Here is a 24,815-nt window from a genome sequence, read left to right on the forward strand (position 1 = left end):
CAATCGGTAAGAAAGAATTAAGAATTAAGAATTAAGCGAAGAATGATGCGGACAGGGGAATCGCAGATTTTAAAAAAGATAAAAGGATTTCGCTGATTACTTTTTTACTTCGTAAAAAATGAAAATGCAGTTTGCAAGATCTTGCACTGATCTTATAAAATGCATTTCAATTTTGCTTCAGCAAAATAATCTGTGAAATCCTTTTATCTTTTTTAAAATCTGCGATTATTTTTCGTTTCGATCTTCACAAATTCATAATTATCAATTGAGGCTTTTATCTGTAAAATAATCATACCTCTTCGTGCTTCCATCTTTCAGGTTGACGATGATGAGCAGGTTAATCTCCCCGGAACTCAGGTCTTTATTGTTTCTGCCATAAATGTAAAGTCTATTTTTTTTGTATTGCCAATCCGTCCATTGACTTAATTCCGTATCATATTTCCACGCTACATATCCATCGGGTGAAACACAGCTGATGATGATTGACCCCTCGTTACCTATCTGGCTTTTGGAAACCACGAGGTAACTGTTCGAATTTTCAGGATGCAGTAATTGTCCGGTTTGTTTATTAAGCAGGAACCCCCCATCGAGATAATAACCTGCCGCGATTATTTGTTTTACGTTCTTTTTATCAATATATACCTGGCCATACCTGCTGCTGTCGCTTCTGGCGGTGAGCAACTGGCGGCGTTCATCTTCACCATAAGAAGAGTTGATATAAACCCTGTCGTTAAGCGCATTAAATTCATCCGTAGAATACAATCCAAACCATTCCCGATTCAGTGTATCCTGGTTGAGCTTCATCTGGCTGAAATGCATATCATACCTTTCCAGGCTTTTTATCCGCGAAGCGAGCTCAGCTTTTTCAGTATCCTCTTTTATTGCTGTAAATGGTTTTGCCAGTAATGTTTTAGCATCGAGTATCCATGGAGTACCATCTGTAGCAGTGAATTTTACGGAGCTCTCTGCAGTTACAAAATCATAATACCTTCTTTCAGCAGGAAATTTCCCGGACAATGCTGCGTTGCTTTTTTCCAGCGATTTGATATCTGCCAGCTTTTTCAATGTGAACGCATCATACAACATCAACTCATTGGCAAAGATCCACACCTGCGAGCCATTGGTGCCCAACACTTCTATCGGGTATTGTGTAATACGTGAAGGAAGATCGATTTCTTCCGCTCCTATTTTTTTACCGGTGATGGCATCATTCGTTTGTAAATAATATTCATCGCTCACCGATTTATGAATAAAGCCACCGGATTGTGAATACGAAGTCGTTTTTGAAAATTTCACGAGGCTGAACAATAGCTTTTTGCCGTCTTTTTCAATATAAACCACCGGCGGCAGGGCGCTGCGTTCGTCATATTTCGACAGGCAGCCCCTGATCCCAAAGAGGAACAGGGCGATAAAACCACCGATCACAACAAATCCTCCTACAAAAAAACGGGATAAACGGCTCATACTATTCAATTGAAATGGAAAATTAGAAATTTCCTCTTTCACAACAGGCGGCTTTTGAGCATATGACGGTTTTGGTTAAACGAACGGCTGAGTTGACATCTCCTGAGGTGTCAACTCAGTAGATGTCAACTGTTATTCCACAACTTTTCAGTACTTTGCCAGTACTAATATTGCAAGCTTTATGGATATACAGTTCAATAAAAATGAAGATGCCATGAAAATGGCGTGGAGCCAGGTACGGCAAAAACTCGAAAAGATTTATGAAGGTGGCGGCGCCAAAGCCGCTCTGAAACAAAAAGAGAAAAACAAACTCACGGCGCGGCAACGGATCGCTTACCTGTGCGACCCCAATACCCCTTTTACCGAGATTGGCGCTTTTGCCGGTTACGAAATGTATGAGGAATATGGTGGTTGCCCGGCCGGCGGCACAGTGAGCGGCATCGGCTATGTAAGTGGCAGGCAGTGCATCATCGTGGCCAATGACCAAACGGTGAAAGCAGGTGCATGGTTTCCCATCACAGGAAAGAAGAACCTGCGTATGCAGGAGATCGCGATGGAAAATAAATTGCCGGTGATCTACATTGTAGACAGTGCGGGCGTTTTCCTGCCCATGCAGGATGAGATATTTCCCGACAAAGAACATTTCGGGCGCATTTTTCGCAACAATGCAAAAATGAGTGCGATGGGCATCACGCAGATTGCCGCTGTTACGGGTGCCTGCGTTGCCGGAGGTGCATATCTGCCGATCATGAGCGATGAAACATTGATGGTGGAAGGAGCAGGCTCTATCTTTTTGGCCGGGCCATACCTTGTGAAAGCCGCTATTGGTGAGGATATTGATGCGGAAACGTTGGGTGGCGCTGCAACGCATAATGAATTATCGGGTATTGCCGATTACAAATTCAAAACGGAAGAAGAATGCCTTGACCAGGTGAAAAAGATCATCAGCAGGCTTGGAAAGCCAACCCTGGCAGGCTTTGACAGAGTAACACCTGTAGAACCAAAACCAGCGAAAGACCAGTTGTTCGGCATCATGAGTGAAGGCAATACAAAACCTTACGACATGCTGCAAATGATCGATTGCCTCACGGATGCCGACAGCTTTGACGAATTCAAAAAAGATTATGGCAAAACGATCGTATGCGGCTATGCCCGCATAGATGGATGGGCTGTGGGCATCGTGGCCAATCAGCGATTGATCGTAAAAAGTAAAAAAGGCGAAATGCAGTTGGGCGGTGTGATCTACAACGATAGTGCTGATAAAGCCGCACGTTTTATCATGAATTGCAACCAGAAAAAAATCCCGCTGGTATTCCTGCAGGACGTGACCGGTTTCATGGTGGGCAGCCGAAGCGAACACAGCGGCATCATCAAAGATGGAGCAAAGCTGGTGAACGCGGTGGCAAATTCCGTGGTACCTAAGATCACCATCATCATAGGAAACTCATATGGGGCGGGCAATTACGCCATGTGTGGCAAAGCGTATGACCCAAGGTTCATATACGCCTGGCCTACGGCCAAAATTGCGGTGATGGGTGGCGAACAGGCAGCCAGGACCATGCTGCAGATTGAAGTAGGCGCCATGAAAGCCAAAGGAAAGGAAGTGACGGCTGAAGAAGAAAAAGCATTTTTAGAAAAGATCACCGATAAATACACAAAACAGACCAAACCGGAATATGCCGCTGCACGGTTATGGGTAGACGCAATTATTGATCCCGCTGAAACAAGAAGTGTTATTTCGGAAGGGATAAAAGCTGCGGACCATAATGCGGATATAGCGGAGTTTAAGACGGGCGTGTTCCAGGTTTAGGGAAGCTGCGGGTGACGGGTTGTGGGTTGACAGATCGTTTGTGAAGAGTTTGGAAGGTTGTTTATGTGTAGTCATTCTTTGATTAAGGACGTTTTTTTTTACCGCAGAGAACAAGAGGGAGCAGAGTTTTCGCAGAGCCTGCAAATATTTCTCTGCGAAAACTCCGCTCCCTCTTGTTCTCTGCGGTAAAGAGACGTTCGGTAATTACAAACCAACAAAAGACAAACAAAATTTCTGCAGAAAACTCCGCCAACAATCATTTCACCCGTCACCCGCAACCCGTAACTTCGCACAATGAACACTTCAACCATCACCATCTACACCGATGGCTCTTCGCGTGGAAACCCCGGCCCCGGCGGCTATGGAACGATACTGATGTATGGGCCACACCGCAAGGAATTATCGCAGGGCTACCAACATACCACCAACAACCGTATGGAACTGATGGCCGTTATAGCAGGCCTGGAAGCCATTACAAAAAAAGGAATTCCCGTTACTATTTATTCTGATAGCCAATATGTGGTAAGAGCTGTTGAAGAAGGATGGCTAAAAACATGGATAAAAACCAATTTCAAAGGCGGTAAAAAGAATCCTGATCTGTGGAGGCGTTTTCACAACATATCACAACAATTCACCATCAGGATGATCTGGGTAAAAGGCCATGCCGATAACCCCTACAACAATCGTTGCGATGAATTGGCTACCGCTGCTGCGGATGGTAAAGATCTTATCCCGGATGTGGGGTACGAGGAAGCATTGGGAAGCTTGTAGGTCAATAGTGAATGGTCAATAGTCAAATCTATGACGTGTTTACTGAGTGGCTGATTTTTTAGACCACCATGCCAGATAAATAAAATCCCGCCAGTGGCGGGATTTTATAATTCGTGTAATTCGCTAAAATTCGTGTAATAAAAACTATGCAATCACTTTCCTCGGTGTAGTTGTCTTCTTAAACATCAACACATAACTACCAAACAGCACAGCGCTGTAAAAAAGATCAGTCGGTATCCTCGTCTTCAGAAATTCCAGTCCAAGTGCCATGCAACGGATATAACCGCTGAAAGAACGTTCGTACATATTGAATGTATCGAAAATGAACGTATTGCTATTGCTCAAAAAATAAAACAGGAGGCTTGAACCGATAGAAAAACCGGCTACGCTGAGTACACTGATCTTTTTCATATAGAAACCCAAAAGTGTTACAAACAACAGGCAAACATAATTACCGATTTGTCCAACACCATAAAAGCCGATACCGACCCCACTAAGATCAAGCAGAAGATCCGCCACGAACATTGCCAGCAAAGGCATGAGGAACGCGAGTTTTTTATCTGATACTACCGCACCGCTGAATAAAGCGATCGCTATAATAGGTGTAAGGCTGAAAGAATTATGGTAGGTTGCCAGTTTGAGTACCGCTGCCAACAGGATCATAACTGCTCCTATGATGATATTTGATTTTGTCTGGTTCATGAAAATCGTTCTTTTGGCAAAACTAAGTATTTTTTTACTTATTGCCCTGCGGGTATTTTGCCTTATTTTGTAAGATGGCTTCTCACAACGATACAGGCAAACGGGGCGAACAACTGGCAGCAACCTGGTTCCTCAACCATGCATATACGATCCTGGAACAAAACTGGCGGCACAAACACTGGGAAGTCGATATCATTGCACACAAAGAGAACATCCTGCATTTTATTGAAGTGAAATGCCGGAGCACAAAAAAATTCGGCCATCCCGAAGAAAGTGTCAACAGCAAAAAGATCAGGCACCTGATCGACGCCTCCGCGGAATATCTATACCTTAACCCCCAATGGCAAAGGATTCAGTTTGATGTACTGTCCATCACATTACACAAAGAGGAAGAGCCGGATTATTTTTTGATCGAAGACATCTACGAATAATTAAAACTTAAAGATTAAAAATTAATTATCACAGGGTAGATAAAAGCGATAAAAATAATCGCAGATTTCATAAAGATGAGATGATTTCGCAATTTTTTTCACTACGTGAAAATAAAATGCAGTTTAGAAAATTCCAACTTCATTAATAAGTCATCGTTTTTATAAACTGCATTTCCGATTTTTTGCTTGCAAAAAATAATCTGCGCAATCCTTTCATCTTTATGAAATCTGCGATTATTTTTATCGCTTCCATCTCCGCCTCATTCTTAATTTTTAATTCTTAATTGTCTCAAACCTTACGATCATCTTCTCCACCATCTTATAGGTAGCCGGGCAGTAATCTATATTTTGTTTATGAATGTATGCATAATCCGTCCATTTTCTTTTTGAAAGGTGCGGAAAACCGGCACAGTCTGCGGGACGTATGGCGTAGATCGAACATTTGTTATCCTGCAGGTTGAGGAACTGGCAAGGCTCTGTCTTGTTGATGAGGTCTTTATTGCGGTCTTTGCGCAGCCATTGTTTGCGGAATTCATCCGGAGTTTGCCCGAAGTGGTTGGAGATCCTTTTCAGATCGGCAGGCGTAAATGTGGGCGTCATTTTTTTGCAGCAGTTGGCACAACTGAGGCAGTCCACTTCCTGCCATACTTCCTGCGCTACTACCGGTGTGACCTTGTCAATAGCCGGAGGCGGTGTTTTTTCAGTCTTATTGAGAAAACGCCGAAACGCGGTTCTGTTCTGCGAGAGCTTTTTTCTGAAAGTCCTGAAATTTACCGGCAACATAAGTAGAAGTATTTTCTGAAAATAAATATTTATGCAGCGAAAATAATGTTTAATTAAATTGTAAGGCAATAAGCAAACTATTTTATGTGGGAAGCGTACAAAAAGGGGTTCAAGGCATGGCTGCAGCTGGAGAGGTCGCTATCGGATAATTCGGTAGAAGCATACCTGCATGATATTGAAAAGCTGACGGAATATATGTTGCTGCACAGCAACCTCAAGAAACCCGAAGAACTGGTAATGCAGGACCTGGAAAAATTCCTGAAATGGATTGCGGAGCTTGGAATGACGCAGACTTCGCAGGCAAGGATCATTTCGGGACTAAGGAGTTTTTATAAATACTGCCTGATAGAACAGATCAGCAGCACCGATCCCACTACTTTGCTGGAGGCTCCCAAACTTACCCGCAAACTCCCCGATACACTGGCTTTTGAAGAGATAGAACAGATCATCGCGGCCATCGACCTCAGCAAAGAAGGCGGCGAGCGAAACCGTGCGATACTCGAAACCATGTACAGCTGCGGGTTACGCGTAAGTGAAGTGGTAAACCTGAAGATCAGTAACCTGTTCCTTGATGTGGGTTTTATAAAAGTAACGGGTAAAGGCGATAAAGAAAGACTGGTGCCTATTGGCAGCGATGCGATCAAGTTCATCAACATCTACCGGAAAACGATCCGTTCGCATTTTACCATCAAACCCGGCGAAGAAGATATTTTATTTCTCAACCGCCGTGGCAGCAGGCTCAGCCGTGTATTCATTTTCCTGATGCTGAAAGATCTCGTTGCGAAAGCCGGTATCAAAAAAAATATTTCGCCGCATACTTTCCGCCATTCTTTTGCCACACACCTGGTGGAAGGCGGTGCCGATCTCCGGGCTGTGCAGGAAATGCTGGGGCATCAAAGCATTACCACCACAGAGATCTACACACATCTCGACCGGGAATTTTTAAGGACAACCTTGCATCAGTTTCACCCGGCATTTAAGAGTTGAAGGTTGAAGGTTAAAAAACTTTCAACTTTCAACTTTCAACCTTCAACTCTTCAACTCTTCTTCTTCGGAGTTACTGGTCGCACGATCATCATTCCGGCAGTTACCCTAACATCCCCTTGCACTTCAGTCATCCGTTGTAATCTTGTGACATAATTTTCATTGGTGTTCAGCACGATCGTATTTGCCTGGTACCCCGGTGCACTTATCTGAAGACTTTTATCGTTGCCGGAAACAAGGAAACTGAAACCACCATCTTTTCCGGAAGTATACACTTTTCCGGAACCGGCAATAAATATGCTTGCACCCGGAATCGGGTTACCGCCGTTGTCCAATACTTTACCTGAAATAGCCCGCTTTGGCTGTACTACCGCAATCTCCCCTACTTCGCGGATGGGCTGCGGCTGCTGTGTTGAGGGCATGATGGCCACTTTACCTATTTTTTGCGCTTTGGACTCGGCTGATTTCCCAAAGAAAACAAGCAGTAACGCGATGTAATTCCAGTACCATTTTTTCTTTACAGGTGTCACAGGGGCTTCCATCGCACGGTTGAGTTGTTCGGGATAAGCCCGTCCGCACACGGATCCGTTTTTAAGGTGGGCAAAATAATTCAGCACCTGTGCATCGCTCATTACGCTGAAATCGATGACCTGTTTGGTACAGGCATTACAAAACCGGCCTTTTTCGGTCGGTTGCATATTGTCCCAGTTTTCGTGGCAGGGAGTCGGGATGGAGATCTGTATCGGTTGCATGGTAGTAATTTTTTTACCGGATGCAGCACCTGGGGGGATTACATAAATGTTTATTACACGAATTTTATTCCGCTTGCAGCGGAATGTATTACACGAATTGCACGAATTAGCGAAGATCTGAGCTGGTCTTCGCTCCGGACATCCCCAACTAAAAATCCTGCAAAAGCAGGATCAGGAAATTCGTGTAATTAGTGTAATTCGCTTTAATTCGTGTAATAAAATTATTTCTCGAGTAACACATCTTCCTGCTGAGGATAGATCGGTGTGACAGGTGTAAGCGCCACCCGCTTGCGATAATTTTTGAAGAGGCTTTGCCATCTCAGGTTCAATACACCCAGGATGCCTTCTTTTACGATGCCTTTATTCATTTTGCTGGCACCGAGTTTCCTGTCCTTGAAAGTGATAGGCACTTCGATGATCCTGAAGCCAAGCTTCCAGGCGGCAAATTTCATTTCTATCTGGAAGGCATATCCTACAAAACTGATAGCATCGAGATTAATCGTTTCCAGCACATTCCGGCGGTAACAAACAAAACCGGCAGTGGGGTCTTTTACCGGCATCCAGGTGATGATGCGGGTGTATAAGGAGGCTCCCTTCGACAAAGCGATACGGTTGGCCGGCCAGTTTTCGACAGCGCCTGATTTTACATAACGGGACCCTACGGCTACATCCCCCTGCGAAACGCAGGCTTCATAAAGCCTGTCGAGATCATTGGGATTGTGCGAAAAATCCGCATCCATTTCAAATATATATTTATACCCTTTTGAAAGCGCCCATTTAAACCCATGTATATAAGCCGTTCCCAATCCAAGTTTGCCTTTTCTTTCTTCGAGAAAAAGTAATCCCGGGTATTTGGGAAAAAGAGATTTGATAATATCCGCGGTACCATCAGGCGATCCGTCATCAATGATGAGGATGTGATAGTTTGAGTTGAGGCCAATTACAGCAGCAATGATCGCTTCAATATTTTCCTTCTCATTGTAAGTAGGTATAATAACAACTTTTTCCAAATACCAATTAATTGAATGCCAAAAATACAATATAAAAGAAAAGTGGCTGATTTTATTTAAAAAATCAGCCATTTATTTATTTATTCTTTAACAACGCCCGGTTGAAGAGTTCCGTGAGCTTTTTCTTGGTATGCATCGGAAAATCCCCCTTCATCATCCAGTCGTAATACTGCGGTTCGTTCTTCAAAGTATCTATCACCGACTTGCCCTTGTATTTCCCGAAGTTGAATACTTCTACCCCTTTATCATCAAAGCTGAAACGGCGGGCATAATCCACTATCTTTTCCTCCCCGATGGTAGCAAGGATGCTGTCAACGGTATTACCTAGTTTTTCGTAACGTTCTACCTGGGCTTCAAATACTTCGATGGTAGCCTTGATATCCACTTCTGCACTATGGGCGTTCTCCAGTTCCTTGTTGCAAAAGAACTTATAGGCCGCGGAAAGTGTACGCGGCTCCATCGTATAAAATATATGCTGTACATCTACCATGCGGCGATCGGTAAGGTCAACATCGAGCTCGGCACGGAGGAATTCTTCCATCAATAACGGAATATCAAAACGATTGCTGTTGTACCCGCCCAGATCGCAATTTTCGAGAAACTGTTTGATCTCGTTACTGGCCTGTTTGAAAGTCGGGGCATCTTTTACCATTTCGTTGGTAATACCGTGAATGTCGATCACCACCTGCGGGATATTCATCTGCGGGTTGATGAGTTTTCTTTTTACCTGGCGGCTGCCATCGGGTAAAATTTTTACGATAGCTATTTCTACTATCCTGTCTGTTGAAAGATTGATTCCGGTGGCTTCGAGGTCGATAAAGGCAATTGGCCGAGATAATTGTAGCATTAGCTAGATAAATGTTAAGTTTTAAGAGTCCAGGGCAATATTTTCCTGAAAAAAAAGTTTAACAAATGTAGTTATTCTTTACAAGTTATCATTTACCGGTTATAATATATCTTTGTATCTTATTCCAATAAAAAAAATATGAAAAAATTAGTATTGTGTTTAGTCGTTCTATTTGCCGTAGCAGTAACAGTCAGCAGCTGTGGTGCCAGCAGGAAAACCGGCTGCCCTATGAACGTAAGGTAATTATTGACCGTTAAATTGATCTCACATGAATTGGAAGACTCTGCAGGACGAGCAGGGATTAGAAGCCATTAAAGCGGCTTCAGCAACTATTCCCCAGGTAATTTTCAAGCACAGTACCCGTTGCAGCATCAGCAGCATGGCCAAGAACAGGCTCGATCGCAGTGATGCGCCCGAAGGTGTGGAATTCAATTACCTCGATCTGATCGCATACAGGTCACTTTCCAATAAGGTCGCGGAAGATTTTGCCGTTCATCATGAATCCCCACAGATATTGCTGATCAAAAATGGCGAATGCGTATATGATGAAAGCCATAGCGGTATTTCTATGGATGAAATCGAAGAGCAGGTAAAAGGGTGAGTGAATGGGTGAATGCCCCCCGGATGAACAGCTTTTGGACTGATCTCAATTTTTTTCTCCTCATTATTTCGATAATAATTTTACTTCTTCCGCGAAGCGCTCCCCTATTGGTAATTCCGTAACTCCTGCCATGATTTTTTTGGCTGAAATATGACTGATCTTTCGCACAGAAACGATGTACTTCCGGTGGATCCTGATAAATTCTTTTGCGGGTAATTTTTCCAGCAACGATTTCATACTCATCAATGTCAATACAGGTTTTTCACTGGCACGGTGTATCCGCACATAATCATCCACACTTTCTACAAAAACGATCTCTTCCAGCAAGATCTTTACGAGTTTGTAATCCGAACGCACAAAGATCGCATCAGTATTATTTTTTGCCCTGCCCTTTTGAAGCTTAAGGTATTCGATCGCTTTCATCATGCCTTTTTCAAAACGTTCGTAGCTGAACGGTTTAAGTAAATAATCTATGGCATCGAGTGCAAAACCTTCCACCGCATGTTCGCTGAATGCAGTGGTAAAGATCACCAAAGGTTTTACAGCAAGGCTATCGTAAAGATCTGTGCCGATCATATCCGGCATCTGTATATCCATGAAGAGAAGATCGATACCCGGGGTAGTTTCCAGGTATTTCTTTGCTTTGCCGGCATCAGTAAATGTCTTCACCAGCCGGCACCCGGAAGTGCGTTCCACATAATTACCCAGGAGTTGAAGCGCCAGTGGCTCGTCATCAACCGCTATACATTGCATCATACGAGGTCGAGTAAAAGGTGAATGTAAAAAGTATCGTTGTCTTGCCTGATCTTCAGCTGATGTTTGTTTTTATACAAAAGATCAAGCCTCCGTTGTGCATTTGTCAGCCCCGTTCCTGCGGAGATATCTGCCTGATGGCCCTGGTGAATATTGTTCTTCACCAGCAGATCGAGTTTGCCATTTACCATCTTCAACCTTATCTCAATCTGCGAAGCGTGCGCCGTACTCACTCCGTGCTTGAATGCATTTTCAATGAAAGTGATCAGCAACAAAGGAGCAACCTGGCAGCCACTGGTAGCGCCGCTGATATCCATCACCACCGTCACTTTATCTGTAAGGCGTATCTTTTGCAGCTCCACAAAATCTTTCACATAAGCGATCTCTTTTTCGAGCGGCACCACATCCAGGGCGGCATCGGTCACCACATACCGCATCATATCCGAAAGTTTCAGGATGGCATTACCGGTATATTCACTTTTGGTAACTGCCAGCGTGTAAATATTATTAAGGGTATTGAATAAAAAATGCGGATTGATCTGCGACCTTAAAAATGCCAGCTCGGTCGTGAGTTGTTCGTTCTCGATCGCACGGTTGAGCCTCTCCGCATTCCGCCATTGGCGCATGATGTAGATACAGCTACTCAAAAGAAACACGACAAGAAAAAGAAATAGCGCAATCAGGTCGGGACTGCGGCGCCTGAACTCAATAACATTGTTACCACGATGTATAAGATGTACTTTTTCAGGAACGAATAAAACCAGCAGCAAAAGACAAATGGTGATCAACGTAAAGAACCAGTATTTTTTTCTGGAAAATAATTTTGGCATCAGCCAGTAAGCGTTGAGGTAAAAATAGATAAACAACAATCCATTCAGTAATAAAATGCCCCTGGACAGGAACGGATTCAGATGCACTTCCCTTACAGGCATTGGTGGCACCGGGGGAAAAGCAGGCATCGCAGGATAAGTCATGGCTGGCAGCTTAGGCATAAAAATAAACGGGAGGCTAAAAAAAAGCACCCAGCCGGAAATATGCAGTAAGATCAGCGGCAGTTTGGATTGCCGTACGTTTTGTAAAGCAGTTATCATATTAATGGAGGTTCGAAATTACTGTTGCAAACCAAAAAGTTTTGTTATAGTATTTTCATTTTGATCACAAAAAATACAAGGGAGACAAAATTGTCTCCCCGGTAACCATAATTCCGGTCAGTGCAAAAGACTTGAAACCCAACCGACTTCCTCGTTTGGAAAAACAGGAATTTTCTTTAAAAATATTTTTTCTTCGCAAACCATATACTGCGGTAAGAGAACGTGAAATTAAGGTTGAGGTAACTTTCGTTCAACAGGTTGAGGCTGTTGCTTTTTCTTTGCCCAGCTTCGATGGAGGTGTAAATGCCCAATCCGCTTTGCAATGTTTTACCAAAACCTGCACTGAACCCATAATCAAAGAGGTTTTGGCCGTACACCTGCAGGTATGTTTTTCCTGCATACAATCCTAACTGGAACATATGATGCTCAAATGTTTCCCCGAAATAATTCTTTTGTTTGTTGGAGTTTTGAAAACCTATGGAGAGGCGATTGCTGTTGACCAGTTTATAATTCACTCCTTTATGTTTCAACTCATCCCAGTTTTGAAATTGCCCGTTGACCGTAAAAGTGTATTGATTATTTTTTGTGAATGCCAAACCAGCATTAAAAACGGAAGGCAGACTGAACCGTGAGTTTGTCAGTTCATCTTCTTTCAGTAGTTCGGCAGAACTGTTGTAGAGCTGATTGATAGTTTCTGCCAGCAAAGATGTTTTAGGTGAATACGTAGCACCAGTCACCATTTTCCATTTTTTATTCAGCTGGCGTTGATCCTGCATACTGAAATTGAGGTAATAATTCCGGAGGTATACATTTTTTTTTGTAGTGAGTACTTCTGCATCCGTATTATCCACCAAAGTCTCCGATTGATTGAGCGAACCGAACAGGAACGATGTTGTGACACCGAGAGATGTGTGTTTATTCACCTGCACGCCATTGGCCCAGTAAAACTGGTTAACGCCGCCTGTACCTTCATAGTATGCGGATAAATATTCATCCGTTCCTTCTACATTTTTTTTTGCTTTGTAGCTGTAATTAGCCGAACTGAAAGGCTGCAACCCTACAGACGAAGCCCATTTTTTATTTATCCTGAAACCGATGTTAGTTCTTTTTACCGCTATATCGGCAGTGGTATTGTAAGGTGCTTTCAGGCCTGCCCCCTGGTAAATTATTCCTTTCCAGCGCAACGATAATTCCATGATGAAAAATTTATCATCCAATGCAGTCAATGATGCCGCATTAGAATTATTGATGGTGCCGGGTTCCCGCATGGCGATGGAAGCATTGCCCATGCCGCTGTATTTATTATTATAACTGCCTTCGATGTCCCCGATACCGAGAACGGAATAAGGCGATGTGTTGTTTTGCGAATAACATGTAATGCAAGACAGCATGCTGACGATCACCAAAACAATTTTACTGGAATGAGGCATAATATATTTTTAACTGGATTTTGTTAGAAGGATGTTGCTGGTCGCCGATCACGAAACGGTCGAATGTATTATCACCGCTCTCAGGCAACAACAGCAGGCCATTGCTGTTTATCTCACTTACTTCTATCTGCGAAAGCAGGTAACTGGTAACATCGTATGTGTATGCCGTAGTTTTTCCGTAAACCTTATCGATGTATAAATCGCCGGTTTGTAATTCCGCACTACCGCTCGAATTATAATTGAAGAGATAATCACCGATCGCGTTATTCGAGGTAAAACCGGCCATGCTTGCAGTGGCTGGTAATGGAAATATTTGATCAAAACTATTCTGATCGGGATGAATGACCAACTGCGCTTTCATTATTTTCACGAAGCCAGGCAGTTGAAGCAACGAACGCAGGTAAGGGAAACGTATTTTGATCATGGAGCCTGTAATGTACTGCCCGTAAGCCTTGTGCCCTGTGCTGGCCGAAGGGAATGTCCTGTTGGCCAATCCTATCCCGTTCAATGCAGTGCCGGTACGATCCACTGAAACATTGTAAAACTGCTTTGAGTTGCGATAGAGTGCAAAATCTATAAAATCTTTTTGAGCAAATACTCCGGGTTTTGTGTAATGCAACCGAAGCTTAACGCTGTCGGTAAATCCGAGTATTACATTGCTGGCACCATTGCCCGTGATGGCGAGACCTTTGAGATAATCCTCAAACAATTCGGCCGTACCCAATTGTGAGGCATTGGAGAGTATCTTGTTATACAGATCCGTTCCTAGAACATCTGAAAGCCTTACGCCTACTGTATCCGACGCGTTTGGCCTTACCACAATATCCTTAAACCCCAATACATCTGTATTGTAACCGACCGTGCTGGTATTGTAAAAAGTGGTTTCTCCGGAAGGAAAGCTGAGCAATTGATTCAGGCGATGAACTCTTATATGGAAAGGCGAAAGTGTATCTCCATAGTAAGTGCCATTTAATGGCAATATGAGTTCAAGAGAATCATATACCGAGCCTGTAGCAATAGTAGTGGAAGAAGGAAGGCCAATGGAAAAATAGGAAGATGCGGAAACTTTCCCGAATTGCGGATCATTGGTAACACCGCAAAGGAAAGTCCCATTGGCTGTTGTTGTGAATGAATCTACATAAATCGTGGATATCTCTATAGTACTGCTATCGAGGTACACCAGTTTTGTTGCGCTGTTGTCTACAAAGTTTTCTCCAAAACCGACATAAGATTTATCGCATGAAAACATTGCCAGCATTGTAACAGAAACCAGCCAGATCATTTTTTTATTACTGAAAAATATTTGCATATTTATTTTTTGTACAGCAATATTATCATGCGTGAAGGCTCATGATTTGTTAATACGGATTAATAATGCTGCAAGGTCGACGAACGGAAGGAATATACCGACAAATGTCGTATCGGTTGACTACCGCGGGTTGACTACCGGAGGTTGACTACCGAAGGTTGACTACCGAAGGTTGACTACCCACTTCATCGATAAAATGATTGCATTGGTAGATGCTAATTCCCTGTAAATACTTTTTAACGATTCGGGTTTCATGCACCTTGATATTTTCGGGCAAACATTAAAAGTTATGATGCATTTAAAGAGAACAATCATGGGTGCGATGGTACTTTGCATTTCTATCAGCGCCTGCACCAAAGAGACCACTACCACAGATATTACCGGTAACTGGAAACGCCGTTCAGATTTTGAAGGTATTTCACGCAGTGAAGCGGCTTCATTTGTAGTGGGAGATAAAGCGTATGTCGCCACCGGTTATGATGGAACATCCCGCTTGAATGACGTATGGGAATATGATGCCGTGCAGAATTTCTGGGTACAAAAAGCGAGCCTGCCAGGTACCGCAAGAAGCTCTGCTGTTGGGTTTGCGATAGATGGCAAAGGATATATCGGTACAGGCTACGATGGTATCAATAAATTAAAAGACTTCTGGCAATACGATCCTGTGGGCAATAGCTGGTTGCAGAAAGCTGATTTTTCCGGTTCGGCCAGGTACGACGCCATTGGCTTTGGTATTACTACAAAAGGATATATTGGCACCGGTTACGACGGTAATTACCTGAAAGACCTCTGGCAATACGATCCCAGCGGTAACACTTGGACGCAGCAGGTAAGCATGGGTGGAAGCAAACGTACTGCTTCTACAGTTTTTGTTTATAATAACAAAGCATATATCTGCACCGGCAGCAATAATGGAACTACCACGAGCGTGAACGATCTCTGGGTATATGATCCGTCGGCAGCCACCGCCTGGACGGAAAAAAGAAAGATCAGCAATGTGAGTGATGACGATTACGACGATGATTATGCAATAGAAAGATTCAACGCGGTATCATTCGTAATGAACAACAAAGCTTACGTATGCACCGGTGAGAACGGATCTTTAATGGCCACCACCTGGGAATATGATTTTGATACCGACACCTGGACTCAGAAGACGGCCTATGAAGGAGTTGCACGCACAGGCGCTGCCGCTTTCTCCATCAACAACCGCGGTTACCTGCTCACGGGTAGAACAAGCTCTGCACAGTTTGACGACATCATGGAATTTTTCCCATTAGAAGAACAAACAGATAACGATTAGTATGAAAAGATCTTTCATCTTCAGTATTGCTGCAGCAATGTTAATTGCTGCATGCAATACTTCTTCAGCAGATAAAAAAAAGACTGAAGCTGCTGTCATCACCAGTGCCAGCTACCGCGTTGAGAATGGCTGGGCATACAGGATACTGGTAAATGACAAACTGTATATACAACAGGATTTTATTCCCGCAATCAGTGGCCACAGGGCTTTTCCCAGCAAAAGCTCCGCTGAAAATATTGCAGGATTGGTAGTGAAAAAAATGCAGCGACATGAAAAGCCATTCATCACTCCCGAAGAACTGTTGAAGGCAGGCGCTATTTCAAACAAATAAAAAAACGCCTTTTAAAAATATGGCTCTATCAACCTGTTAAATGATTCCCGATAGCTCTCTCCTATCGGGATATTTTTCTTGCCGATCAGCACTTCACTCTTGCTGATACAATCGATATTACTGAGTGAAATGACATAAGAGCGGTGAACCCTGATGAATTCGTCTTCGGGAAGCCGGCCTGTAAAGGTTTTAAGATTCTGCAGCGTCACGATGGGCTTGGTTTTATTATTAAGATGCACCAGCGTGTAATCCCGCATACCTTCGCAGTAAATGATGTCCTTGAATTTGACTTTATAAGCTTTGTACTCGGATTTGATAAAAACAAATTCGAATTTTTTTGTAGCAGTGTTGGTAAGAATAGAAGGCATGTAGTGTTGGATTTAATATCAGGTTAATTAATAAGCGCTACATAAAAATAGATGCACCGCAAAAAAGGGAAATCACAAAATCGGTGAACTGGTCAATTTTATCGGTGTTACCGCATTAATTATTTTTTTTATCCCAATGCATGTGCAACAGGCATTTTGAAAGACAAGAGCAAGGATTTATATGCTGCATATGGGAAACAGGATTTGGTCGCCGAAAAAGGGGATTATGTCGCATAATCACGCCAGATGTGTCAAATGAAGATTTTCATTACTACTTTAGCAGGATGAAAAAAGCTGGTTTGAAAAAATGGCTCCCCGTACTCATCCATGTAACTGCATGGATACTGCTTTTTTCGCTGCCATACCTGCTTCGCCCCACCTATAATCCCGACGAAGCGAAGCGTAAAGTTGAAACGAACGCCGGGTTCATTGTTGCCAGGATAAATGACCTGCTTTTGGTCTGCCTTTTTTACCTGAATGTGATCGTGCTGATGCCGGGATTATTTTATAAAAAAAGACATATTTCATACCTTTTAAGCCTCATTGCCTGCTTTGCCTTCCTGTTTTTCTCCAGTTTTTACCTGAACCTGAAATTCAATAATCCGTCCGGACATCTGAACTGGAGATGGCATTTACTTTTTTGCACCTTTGCTTTCTTATTTATACTGGCATGCAGCATCGCTTACAAAACCATACGTGACAAAGTGATCGCGGATGCATTGATAAAAGAAAAAGAAAATGAAAACCTGAAGACCGAACTTTCATTGTTGCGTTCACAGGTAAGTCCACACTTCATGTTCAACGTGCTGAACAATATGGTATCGCTGGCACGAAAACAATCTGATCTGCTGGAACCCTCGCTGATAAAGCTTTCTTCGTTGATGCGGTATATGCTATACGAAACAGGCGAAGAAAAAGTATCGCTTGAAAAAGAAACCGAATACCTGCAAAGTTATATAGACCTGCAACAGCAAAGGTTTGGAAAGAAAGTAGTGGTAACTGTTTCAATTGCTGAGCCCGACCGTTCCTATGAAATAGAACCGATGCTGCTGATACCATTTGTTGAAAATGCTTTCAAGCATGGTACGGGAATGATTGAAGATGCACAGATTGACATCGCCCTGAAAGCGCAAAATAACACGCTTGATTTTTCCGTAAGCAACAGGTATACCCGTAACAGCACAGAAGAAAAAGACAAATCGAGCGGCATAGGGTTACCGAATGTACAACGCAGGCTGGAACTGCTTTACGGCAATAAACAACATTTAGAGATCAGTAAAAATGAGTATACTTTTACAGTTCAACTTCAAATTCAATTAACCTGATGATCCGTTGCATTGCTATCGATGATGAGCCGTTGGCGCTTGAATTGCTCGAAGATAATATCAGCAAAGTACCATTCCTGCAACTGGTGGCGGCATGCGACAATGCGCTCGATGCGATGAAGATCATGGAAAAAGAACCGGTAGACCTGATCTTCCTTGACATTCAGATGCCTGGCCTCACCGGCCTGCAGTTTATCAACAGTATGACGGCAAAGCCAATGATCATACTCATAACGGCTTACGAAAAATATGCGCTGGAAGGATTCAACTTAGCAGTTACCGATTACCTGGTAAAGCCCGTTTCGCTTGATCGGTTTGTAAAAGCCTGCTACAAGGCAAAAGAATTTTACGACCTGAAACATTCCGTAAAAGAATCAACAGGTACACCCAACGATTATTTTTTTGTAAATGTAGAATACAGCCTGGTAAAGATCAGTCTGCCGGATATCGTATACGTGGAGGGCCTGAAAGATTATATAAAGATCCATTTGAAAAGCAGCACAAAACCTGTGGTAACAAGGATGCCAATGAAAACGATCGAAGAACAACTTCCTTCAAAATCCTTTGTCCGGATACATAAATCTTACATTGTCGCCGTCGCTTTCATCACGTCTATCCGTAAGACCAGCGTTTTCATCGACTCTACCGAGCTTCCGGTAAGTGAACTCTATCGTGAGGCCATCACCACTATTACCAACCGGTAATTATTGAAGAAAGCGGATTTGGTCGCAACATTTCCCTTACTCATCTCTTTTGCGCTTACTCTCCTTTTATTGAAATGTAGGTTTGCATAAATATTTAAACAATGAAGAAAATATTCATGCTCATCACCACACTCGTAACTGCTTTCACGGTTTATGCACAAATGCCTTCAGCGCCAATGAGCGGTATGCAGGGCATGCCTGCAACCGGGCATTTGTATGGCAAATTAACAGATAACGCAGGAAAACCCGTAGGAGAAGCAACCGTGCTTCTGATGGAAAACAGGTTTGATTCTGCAACCGCGAAAACAAAACAATTATTATTCAAAAGTATCATTACACAAGCGAACGGAGATTTCAGCTTTGAAGATGTGCCGATGCGCAGTGATTATACTTTGAAGATCAGCAGTACCGGTTATGCCAGTTATGACCAGACTGTTTCCTTTAAACCCGATGGCCCATCTGCAAAATTTTCCACTGACAAAGATCTTGGCAAAATAAAACTCACCAGCGATGTAAAAGAATTGCAATCCATTACGGTAGTATCTTCATCGCCGACTATCAGATTGAATGCTGATAAAAAAATATTCAATGTAGAAAAAAATATCATGAGCGCCGGTGGAACCGGTGTGGATGTGATGCGGAATGTGCCTTCGGTCAATGTTGACATAGACGGTAACATCACCATGCGCAACAGCGCTCCGCAATTGCTGGTGGATGGCAGGCCAACCACGCTCACACTCGATCAGATACCCGCAGATGCGATTGAAAGTGTTGAAGTGATCTCAAATCCTTCAGCAAAATACGATGCTTCCGGCGGCGGCGCAGGTATATTGAACATCGTTTTGAAGAAAAATAAAAAAACGGGATACAACGGAAATGTAAGAGCGGGGATCGATAAGCGTGGTGCATTAAATGGCGGTGCAGATTTTAATGTGCGCCAGAATAAAATAAATTTCAGCGCCTCCGTTTTTGGCAACCAGATGAAAGATCGTACTAAAGGTACGACAACCCGTACCAGTTTGCTCGATGATCCGCAGACTGTAGTATCGCAGGACAATTACAATAAAAACAAAGGTGGTTTTATCTTTGCGAAAACGGGCGTTGATTATTTTGCTACCAACCGGACCACGCTTTCCCTTTCGGGCATAAAAGTTCATGGAGAATTCAATCCGCTGGAGTCTATCAATATCAACACCGACAGCATCTATAATTCGTACAAATCAAATACTTTGAGCCAGCGCACCACCAGCGGTTCACGTGAATTCAACGGCCAGGGAATTGTGTTTGGCTTCAAACATATTTTTCCGAAAGATGGGGAGGAAATGACAGTCGACGCGAATTATTTCGGCGGAAAGAACACCAACAGTTCTTTGTATACTACCAATTACCTCTCCAGTACAGGCAGCCTGGCCAGCCAGGAATTGCAGACACAAAATGGCTATGGCAGTGATAAGAATTTTGTGATACAAACAGATTACACGCTACCCATATCAAAAAATCTGAAACTGGAAGTCGGTGCCAGAGCCGCTATCAGGAGCAGGACAAATGTGCTCGACAATTATTTATATAGTGATAGCGCAAAAGATTATCTATTGATCCCTTCCGCTACAAGTCACTATAAAAACACCGACAACGTATACGCCGCTTACGCCACTTTAAGCAGCACCATCAAAAACTTCAGCTACAAGATCGGTTTGCGTGCGGAAAGTTCCAATTACACCGGCACATTGAATACCACTGGTGAAAAGTTCAAAAACAGTTACCCGGTAAGTCTGTTTCCCTCTGTTTTCTTAAGTCAGAAATTGAATAACAAGCAGGAACTTCAATTAAGTTACAGCCGCAGGGTGAACAGACCAAACTTTTTCCAACTGATCCCTTTTACTGATTACACCGATAAATTGAACATCACCCGTGGTAATCCGAACCTCGTTCCGGAATTCACACAATCGCTGGAATTATCTTACCTGAAGACTTTCAAAGGAAATAATACTTTACTGGCATCGGTATATTATAAACATACCGACAACCTGATCACCCGTTACCTGACCCAGGAAGTGGATCCGGTAAGCGGTAATACAGAACTGATCAACAGTTATATCAATGCCAATTCAAGTTATGCTGCCGGTACGGAACTAACGATGGTCAATAATCTTACAAAATGGTGGGATATTAGCACCAACCTGAATTTCTACAATTCAAAAGTGAATACGGATAACGTGACCGCTGTTTCGCAGGATGCATTGTGGAGTATGTTTGGGAAATTCAACAGTAATTTCAAATTGCCTTCCAACTTTGCTATACAGCTGACCACTACTTATCAATCGAAAACCAACCTGCCGGTAAACACAGGCAGTAGTATGGGTGGCAACCCGATGGGACAAAGCCAGAGTTCTTCACAGGGATATATCAAATCATCCTGGGGGATGGATATAGCGTTCAAGAAAAGTTTTATGAAAAACAATGCCGCCTCTGTTTCGTTGAGTGTGAGCGATATCTTCAGGACCCGCATCAACACCCAATATTCGAGCAGCGATTATTTTGTGCAAACCTACAGCAGGTTACGTGACCCGCAGATGGTAAGGCTCACATTGGCTTACAAATTTGGAAAAGTGGATGCTTCTCTATTTAAGAGAAAAAGCAACGGAGTAAATATAAATGCAACTGAAAGTATTCAGCAATAGAAATTGCAAATAAAAAAGTAGTTTTCATGAATGGGGATTAAGAGTAGTCATGTCGGTTTTCCGGCATGACTTTTTTAATTAATTACGGGCTGCGGGTGACCGGTTAATTGATCGTTTGCGAAGGGAGACGGGAAGTTCATATATGATCTGTCCCTTCTTATGTGGACAGAGTTTTTAAACCGCAGAGAACAAGAGGGAGCAGAGTTTTCGCAGAGCCTGCAAATATTGGTCTGCGAAAACTCTGCTCCCTCTTGTTCTCCGCGGTGAAGATATCTTCGCTAATTATAAAGCAACAGAAGACAACCGAAATTGCTACCGAAACTCCGGTCACGCACAACTCCCTATTTCTTCTTGTGTGAAAATAACCACGGCAAAAGTTCGGGCTCAGCAAATGTTGCATCCCAACTGTTGTGGTTCGCTTCCGGATATACCGTCATTTTAACTTCGGCATTGAGTTTCAGCAAAGCTTCGGCCATATCGAGCGAATATTTCGGCGGCACTACATCGTCTTTTGCACCATGAAATAACCATAGGGGAATATTTTTTATTTTTCTTGCAGTTTTGGGATTTGCGCCGCCACAGATAGAAAATGCTGCCGCAAAAAATTTCGGGTTACGCCTTAACAATTCCAAGGTACCCATTCCGCCCATGGATAATCCGCCGACGTATATCTTATTGCGCTGAACAGGATATACATTTATCAGGTCACGCATGAGATATTCGAGTAGCGCCATAGAAACTGTTGGCGCACCTGCTTCCAAAAATTTGAACACGCGGGGTGTATCTTCCGAAACAGGTAATTGCACATTGCTCCAGAAGCTGTTATCAGGGCACTGCGGAAACACTACGATCGCCGGGAACTTTGTGCGGTTACTATCAGCTAAAAATAATTTGCTGCCATGTACCAACTGAGCTTCATTATCATTTCCTCTTTCGCCCGAGCCATGAAGAAAAATGACCATCGGGTATCTTTTACCGGGATCGTAATTTTTGGGAAGCAGAATGCGGTAAGGTAAAGTATCGCCGTTCCCGATAAACATTTTTTTCTGAAAGAGACTATCCTGCGCCTGCAATACGAATGGAAAAATAAAAAGTACCAATAACAATTTCTTCATGCGGATGATTATTTTATCAGTTTAAAATCTGTTTCTTTAACATTATCACTATTCGTGCCAATGAACAATTTAAAATCACCAGGCTCTGCTACATATTTCAATTGGTCGTTATAAAACTTAAGGTCTTCAACAGTCAGTGTAAAACTGACCGTCTTCGTTTCTCCTTTTTTGAAAAATATTTTTTGGAATTTTTTCAACTCTTTTACAGGTCTGCTTACACTTGCGGCAAGATCGCGGATGTAGAGCTGCACTGTTTCTTCGCCATCGGCATTGCCCGTATTTGTTACGGATATGTCCGCAACCAGTTTACCTGATGAATTGATGGTTGTTTTATTAAGCTTTATATCACCATAAGAAAAACCGGTATAACTAAGTCCGTACCCGAACGGGTAAGCCGGGCTGTTACGCAGATCGATATAACCTGTTACATAAAAATTAATCGTATCACTTGCTGCTGCATGCCCCGTGTTGAGATGATTGTAATAGATCGGCGACTGCCCTTCTGTTCGGGGAAAACTGATAGGTAATTTTCCGGAAGGGTTATATGCACCCGTAAGTACATCACCAATTGCATTGCCCGCCTGCGATCCGAGCCACCAGGTATAAAGAATCGCATCGGCCTGAGCAGCCGCTTTATCAAAAACCAATGGCCTTCCGGCGTTGATCATGAGGACTATTTTTTTTCCGGTAGAATGCACCGCTTTTATCAGCGCTTCCTGCATACCCGGCAAATGCAGGTTGCTCCTGCTCTTGGCTTCACCACTCATATCCCTGGCTTCACCAACACTCATGATCACTACATCTGCTTTCGCTGCAACTTCCATTGCTTCCGCAAAGCCGGATGTATCTGTGTCATTGATATTACAACCTTTGGCATATAACATTTCTGTATTCCTGCCGAGGGCATTTTTTATTCCATCCCATTGTGTCACGATAGTCAAAGAATCATCGGGCCATTCCATGCTCCAGAAGCCGAGATTGTCTTTTACCGCTTTCGCAAATGGGCCGATCATAGCGACCGTTTTTATTTGAGCGGAGAGAGGCAACAAATGATTTTCATTCTTTAACAAGACGATACTTTTACGGGAGAGGTCACGTGCGGCGGCCATGTGCGCCGGTACATTTTTCTGTGCTTCTTCTCTTGCCTCGTTAGAAAATTTGTAAGGGTCGTCAAATAAACCGAGTTCAAATTTTTTGATCAGGATCCTTTTTACTGATTCATCCACGAGTTTCAACGGCACTTTTCCCTCCTTCACCAATTTTGCCAGGTGGTCTTTGTAGGCGCGGCTTTCCATATCCATATCACACCCGGCAAGTATCGCATCCATCGCGGCTTCTTTGTAAGTAGCCGCATATCCGTGGCGTATGATACCGCCGACTGATCCCCAATCGCTCACAACGATGCCATCAAATTTCCATTGTTTCTTCAAGATATCTTTTACAAGATAAATATTGGCAGTGGCAGGGATGCCATTCAAAGTATTGAACGAGTTCATCACCGAGCCCACACCTGCGTCTACAGCAGCTTTGAAGGGAGGAAGATAATATTGCCAGAGTGTATTGAGGCTCATATCTACAGAATTATAATCACGGCCACCAACGGCCGCACCGTAGGCCGCATAATGTTTCACGCAAGCCATTACGGCATCTGTATTCCCGATCCCCTTACCCTGAAAACCTCTTACCCTTGCAGCCGCGATCAGCGAACCGAGATAAGTATCTTCTCCCGACCCTTCCATTACCCTGCCCCAGCGGGCATCACGGGCTATGTCTACCATGGGGGAAAATGTCCAGTGGATGCCACTTGCAGCCGCTTCAGTACCGGCTATGCGTTCGGCCAGTTCGATGGCTGTGATATCCCAACTCGCTGCCTGTCCGAGGGGAATGGGAAATGTGGTACGAAATCCGTGTATCACGTCCTGCCCGAAAAGCAGCGGTATTTTCAACCGCGACTGCATAGCCATTTCCTGTATTTCCCTTGTGTGTTGCACTCCCATCACGTTGAGCATGGATCCTAACTGGCCATTACGCAACTGGGTTTGCTTATCGCCATCTTTGGTGATAGGCCCTGTATGCGCCCAATCGCCGCTATATTGATTGAGCTGCCCGACTTTTTCATCGAGCGTCATCAGCTTCAACACCGAGTCTGCCCGTTGCGCAAAAGTCTTACGTTGTGCCTGGCTGAAGGAAATTCCATTGGCCAATAAAATGAGGAGGAATAATTGCTTTTTCATGCTGGTTATTTTACAA

Annotated in this window: 23 protein-coding genes; 10 read left to right on the plus strand and 13 right to left on the minus strand. The window is 43.4% G+C overall.

Annotated elements, in window-relative coordinates:
• Nucleotides 1-261: 261 nt before the first annotated feature.
• Nucleotides 262-1,464, minus strand: coding sequence for a PA2928 family protein (locus EGI32_RS01730; RefSeq protein ID WP_255153632.1), 1,203 nt, complete (start codon nt 1,462-1,464; stop codon nt 262-264).
• Nucleotides 1,465-1,645: 181 nt separating this feature from the next.
• Between EGI32_RS01730 and EGI32_RS01735 the strand changes: the two genes are divergently transcribed.
• Both EGI32_RS01735 and rnhA read left to right on the plus strand, forming a co-directional pair.
• The gene (locus tag EGI32_RS01735; RefSeq protein WP_255153633.1) at nt 1,646-3,274 is read left to right on the plus strand and encodes an acyl-CoA carboxylase subunit beta; all 1,629 of its coding nucleotides are present in this window, start codon (nt 1,646-1,648) and stop codon (nt 3,272-3,274) included.
• A gap of 294 nt (nt 3,275-3,568) precedes the next feature.
• Nucleotides 3,569-4,045 carry a ribonuclease HI gene (gene rnhA, locus EGI32_RS01740; protein WP_255153634.1) on the plus strand — a complete coding sequence of 159 codons (477 nt, stop codon included), beginning with the start codon at nt 3,569-3,571 and terminating at the stop codon, nt 4,043-4,045.
• Nucleotides 4,046-4,189: 144 nt separating this feature from the next.
• Here rnhA and EGI32_RS01745 read toward each other — a convergent pair whose 3' ends face one another.
• Nucleotides 4,190-4,747, minus strand: a complete 558-nt coding sequence (locus EGI32_RS01745) for a DUF6580 family putative transport protein (protein WP_255153635.1) — start codon at nt 4,745-4,747, stop codon at nt 4,190-4,192.
• Nucleotides 4,748-4,821: 74 nt separating this feature from the next.
• Here EGI32_RS01745 and EGI32_RS01750 point away from each other — a divergent pair, with 74 nt between their 5' ends.
• A complete protein-coding gene (locus EGI32_RS01750; protein WP_255153636.1) occupies nt 4,822-5,178 on the plus strand; it encodes a YraN family protein in 357 nt (118 codons plus the stop codon).
• 273 nt (nt 5,179-5,451) lie between these two features.
• Here the strand turns inward: EGI32_RS01750 and EGI32_RS01755 are convergent, their stop codons facing one another.
• Complete coding sequence (locus EGI32_RS01755) at nt 5,452-5,961, minus strand: YkgJ family cysteine cluster protein (RefSeq protein WP_255153637.1); 510 nt, start codon at nt 5,959-5,961, stop codon at nt 5,452-5,454.
• 84 nt (nt 5,962-6,045) lie between these two features.
• On the opposite strand from EGI32_RS01755, the gene xerD reads away from it, so the two are divergent.
• Nucleotides 6,046-6,948: a site-specific tyrosine recombinase XerD gene (xerD, locus tag EGI32_RS01760; protein WP_255153638.1), complete on the plus strand. Its 903-nt coding sequence runs from the start codon at nt 6,046-6,048 to the stop codon at nt 6,946-6,948.
• A gap of 50 nt (nt 6,949-6,998) precedes the next feature.
• On the opposite strand, the gene EGI32_RS01765 is transcribed toward xerD, so the two are convergent.
• From EGI32_RS01765 to EGI32_RS01775, 3 genes are all read right to left on the minus strand, one after another.
• A complete protein-coding gene (locus EGI32_RS01765; RefSeq protein WP_255153639.1) occupies nt 6,999-7,697 on the minus strand; it encodes a carboxypeptidase-like regulatory domain-containing protein in 699 nt (232 codons plus the stop codon).
• Nucleotides 7,698-7,918: 221 nt separating this feature from the next.
• Nucleotides 7,919-8,707 (minus strand): polyprenol monophosphomannose synthase, encoded by a 789-nt coding sequence (locus tag EGI32_RS01770; protein ID WP_255153640.1) that lies wholly within the window; start codon nt 8,705-8,707, stop codon nt 7,919-7,921.
• A gap of 76 nt (nt 8,708-8,783) precedes the next feature.
• Complete coding sequence (locus tag EGI32_RS01775; protein WP_255153641.1) at nt 8,784-9,554, minus strand: 3'-5' exonuclease; 771 nt, start codon at nt 9,552-9,554, stop codon at nt 8,784-8,786.
• A gap of 268 nt (nt 9,555-9,822) precedes the next feature.
• On the opposite strand from EGI32_RS01775, the gene ytxJ reads away from it, so the two are divergent.
• A complete protein-coding gene (gene ytxJ / locus EGI32_RS01780; RefSeq protein ID WP_255153642.1) occupies nt 9,823-10,155 on the plus strand; it encodes a bacillithiol system redox-active protein YtxJ in 333 nt (110 codons plus the stop codon).
• 63 nt (nt 10,156-10,218) lie between these two features.
• Here the strand turns inward: ytxJ and EGI32_RS01785 are convergent, their stop codons facing one another.
• From EGI32_RS01785 to EGI32_RS01800, 4 genes are all read right to left on the minus strand, one after another.
• Nucleotides 10,219-10,911: a LytTR family DNA-binding domain-containing protein gene (locus EGI32_RS01785; RefSeq protein ID WP_255153643.1), complete on the minus strand. Its 693-nt coding sequence runs from the start codon at nt 10,909-10,911 to the stop codon at nt 10,219-10,221.
• Nucleotides 10,908-11,999, minus strand: a complete 1,092-nt coding sequence (locus EGI32_RS01790; protein ID WP_255153644.1) for a sensor histidine kinase — start codon at nt 11,997-11,999, stop codon at nt 10,908-10,910. Before EGI32_RS01790 ends, EGI32_RS01785 begins: the two co-directional genes overlap by 4 nt.
• 176 nt (nt 12,000-12,175) lie before the next feature.
• On the minus strand, nt 12,176-13,429 hold the full coding sequence (locus EGI32_RS01795) for a hypothetical protein (RefSeq protein WP_255153645.1): 1,254 nt from the start codon (nt 13,427-13,429) through the stop codon (nt 12,176-12,178).
• Nucleotides 13,413-14,738: a DUF4270 family protein gene (locus EGI32_RS01800; protein ID WP_255153646.1), complete on the minus strand. Its 1,326-nt coding sequence runs from the start codon at nt 14,736-14,738 to the stop codon at nt 13,413-13,415. Before EGI32_RS01800 ends, EGI32_RS01795 begins: the two co-directional genes overlap by 17 nt.
• Before the next feature lie 289 nt (nt 14,739-15,027).
• Here EGI32_RS01800 and EGI32_RS01805 point away from each other — a divergent pair, with 289 nt between their 5' ends.
• Both EGI32_RS01805 and EGI32_RS01810 read left to right on the plus strand, forming a co-directional pair.
• A complete protein-coding gene (locus tag EGI32_RS01805) occupies nt 15,028-16,041 on the plus strand; it encodes a kelch repeat-containing protein (RefSeq protein WP_255153647.1) in 1,014 nt (337 codons plus the stop codon).
• Nucleotide 16,042: 1 nt separating this feature from the next.
• Nucleotides 16,043-16,372, plus strand: coding sequence for a DUF4907 domain-containing protein (locus EGI32_RS01810; RefSeq protein ID WP_255153648.1), 330 nt, complete (start codon nt 16,043-16,045; stop codon nt 16,370-16,372).
• An 11-nt stretch (nt 16,373-16,383) separates the two neighbouring features.
• On the opposite strand, the gene EGI32_RS01815 is transcribed toward EGI32_RS01810, so the two are convergent.
• Complete coding sequence (locus EGI32_RS01815; RefSeq protein ID WP_255153649.1) at nt 16,384-16,740, minus strand: LytTR family DNA-binding domain-containing protein; 357 nt, start codon at nt 16,738-16,740, stop codon at nt 16,384-16,386.
• Nucleotides 16,741-17,039: 299 nt separating this feature from the next.
• Between EGI32_RS01815 and EGI32_RS01820 the strand changes: the two genes are divergently transcribed.
• The 3 genes from EGI32_RS01820 to EGI32_RS01830 all read left to right on the plus strand — a co-directional run bounded on the left by EGI32_RS01820 (nt 17,040) and on the right by EGI32_RS01830 (nt 21,450).
• The gene (locus EGI32_RS01820; RefSeq protein WP_255153650.1) at nt 17,040-18,065 is read left to right on the plus strand and encodes a sensor histidine kinase; all 1,026 of its coding nucleotides are present in this window, start codon (nt 17,040-17,042) and stop codon (nt 18,063-18,065) included.
• A complete protein-coding gene (locus tag EGI32_RS01825; protein WP_255153651.1) occupies nt 18,065-18,769 on the plus strand; it encodes a LytTR family DNA-binding domain-containing protein in 705 nt (234 codons plus the stop codon). Before EGI32_RS01820 ends, EGI32_RS01825 begins: the two co-directional genes overlap by 1 nt.
• Nucleotides 18,770-18,870: 101 nt before the next feature.
• Nucleotides 18,871-21,450: a TonB-dependent receptor gene (locus EGI32_RS01830; RefSeq protein WP_255153652.1), complete on the plus strand. Its 2,580-nt coding sequence runs from the start codon at nt 18,871-18,873 to the stop codon at nt 21,448-21,450.
• Between the two features lie 341 nt (nt 21,451-21,791).
• Here EGI32_RS01830 and EGI32_RS01835 read toward each other — a convergent pair whose 3' ends face one another.
• Together EGI32_RS01835 and EGI32_RS01840 are read right to left on the minus strand one after the other, a co-directional pair.
• Nucleotides 21,792-22,565 (minus strand): prolyl oligopeptidase family serine peptidase, encoded by a 774-nt coding sequence (locus EGI32_RS01835; RefSeq protein WP_255153653.1) that lies wholly within the window; start codon nt 22,563-22,565, stop codon nt 21,792-21,794.
• A gap of 8 nt (nt 22,566-22,573) precedes the next feature.
• On the minus strand, nt 22,574-24,799 hold the full coding sequence (locus tag EGI32_RS01840; RefSeq protein WP_255153654.1) for a glycoside hydrolase family 3 N-terminal domain-containing protein: 2,226 nt from the start codon (nt 24,797-24,799) through the stop codon (nt 22,574-22,576).
• Between the last annotated feature and the right edge of the window lie 16 nt (nt 24,800-24,815).

This window comes from Ferruginibacter sp. HRS2-29 (assembly GCF_024343615.1).
Classification (GTDB): domain Bacteria; phylum Bacteroidota; class Bacteroidia; order Chitinophagales; family Chitinophagaceae; genus Ferruginibacter.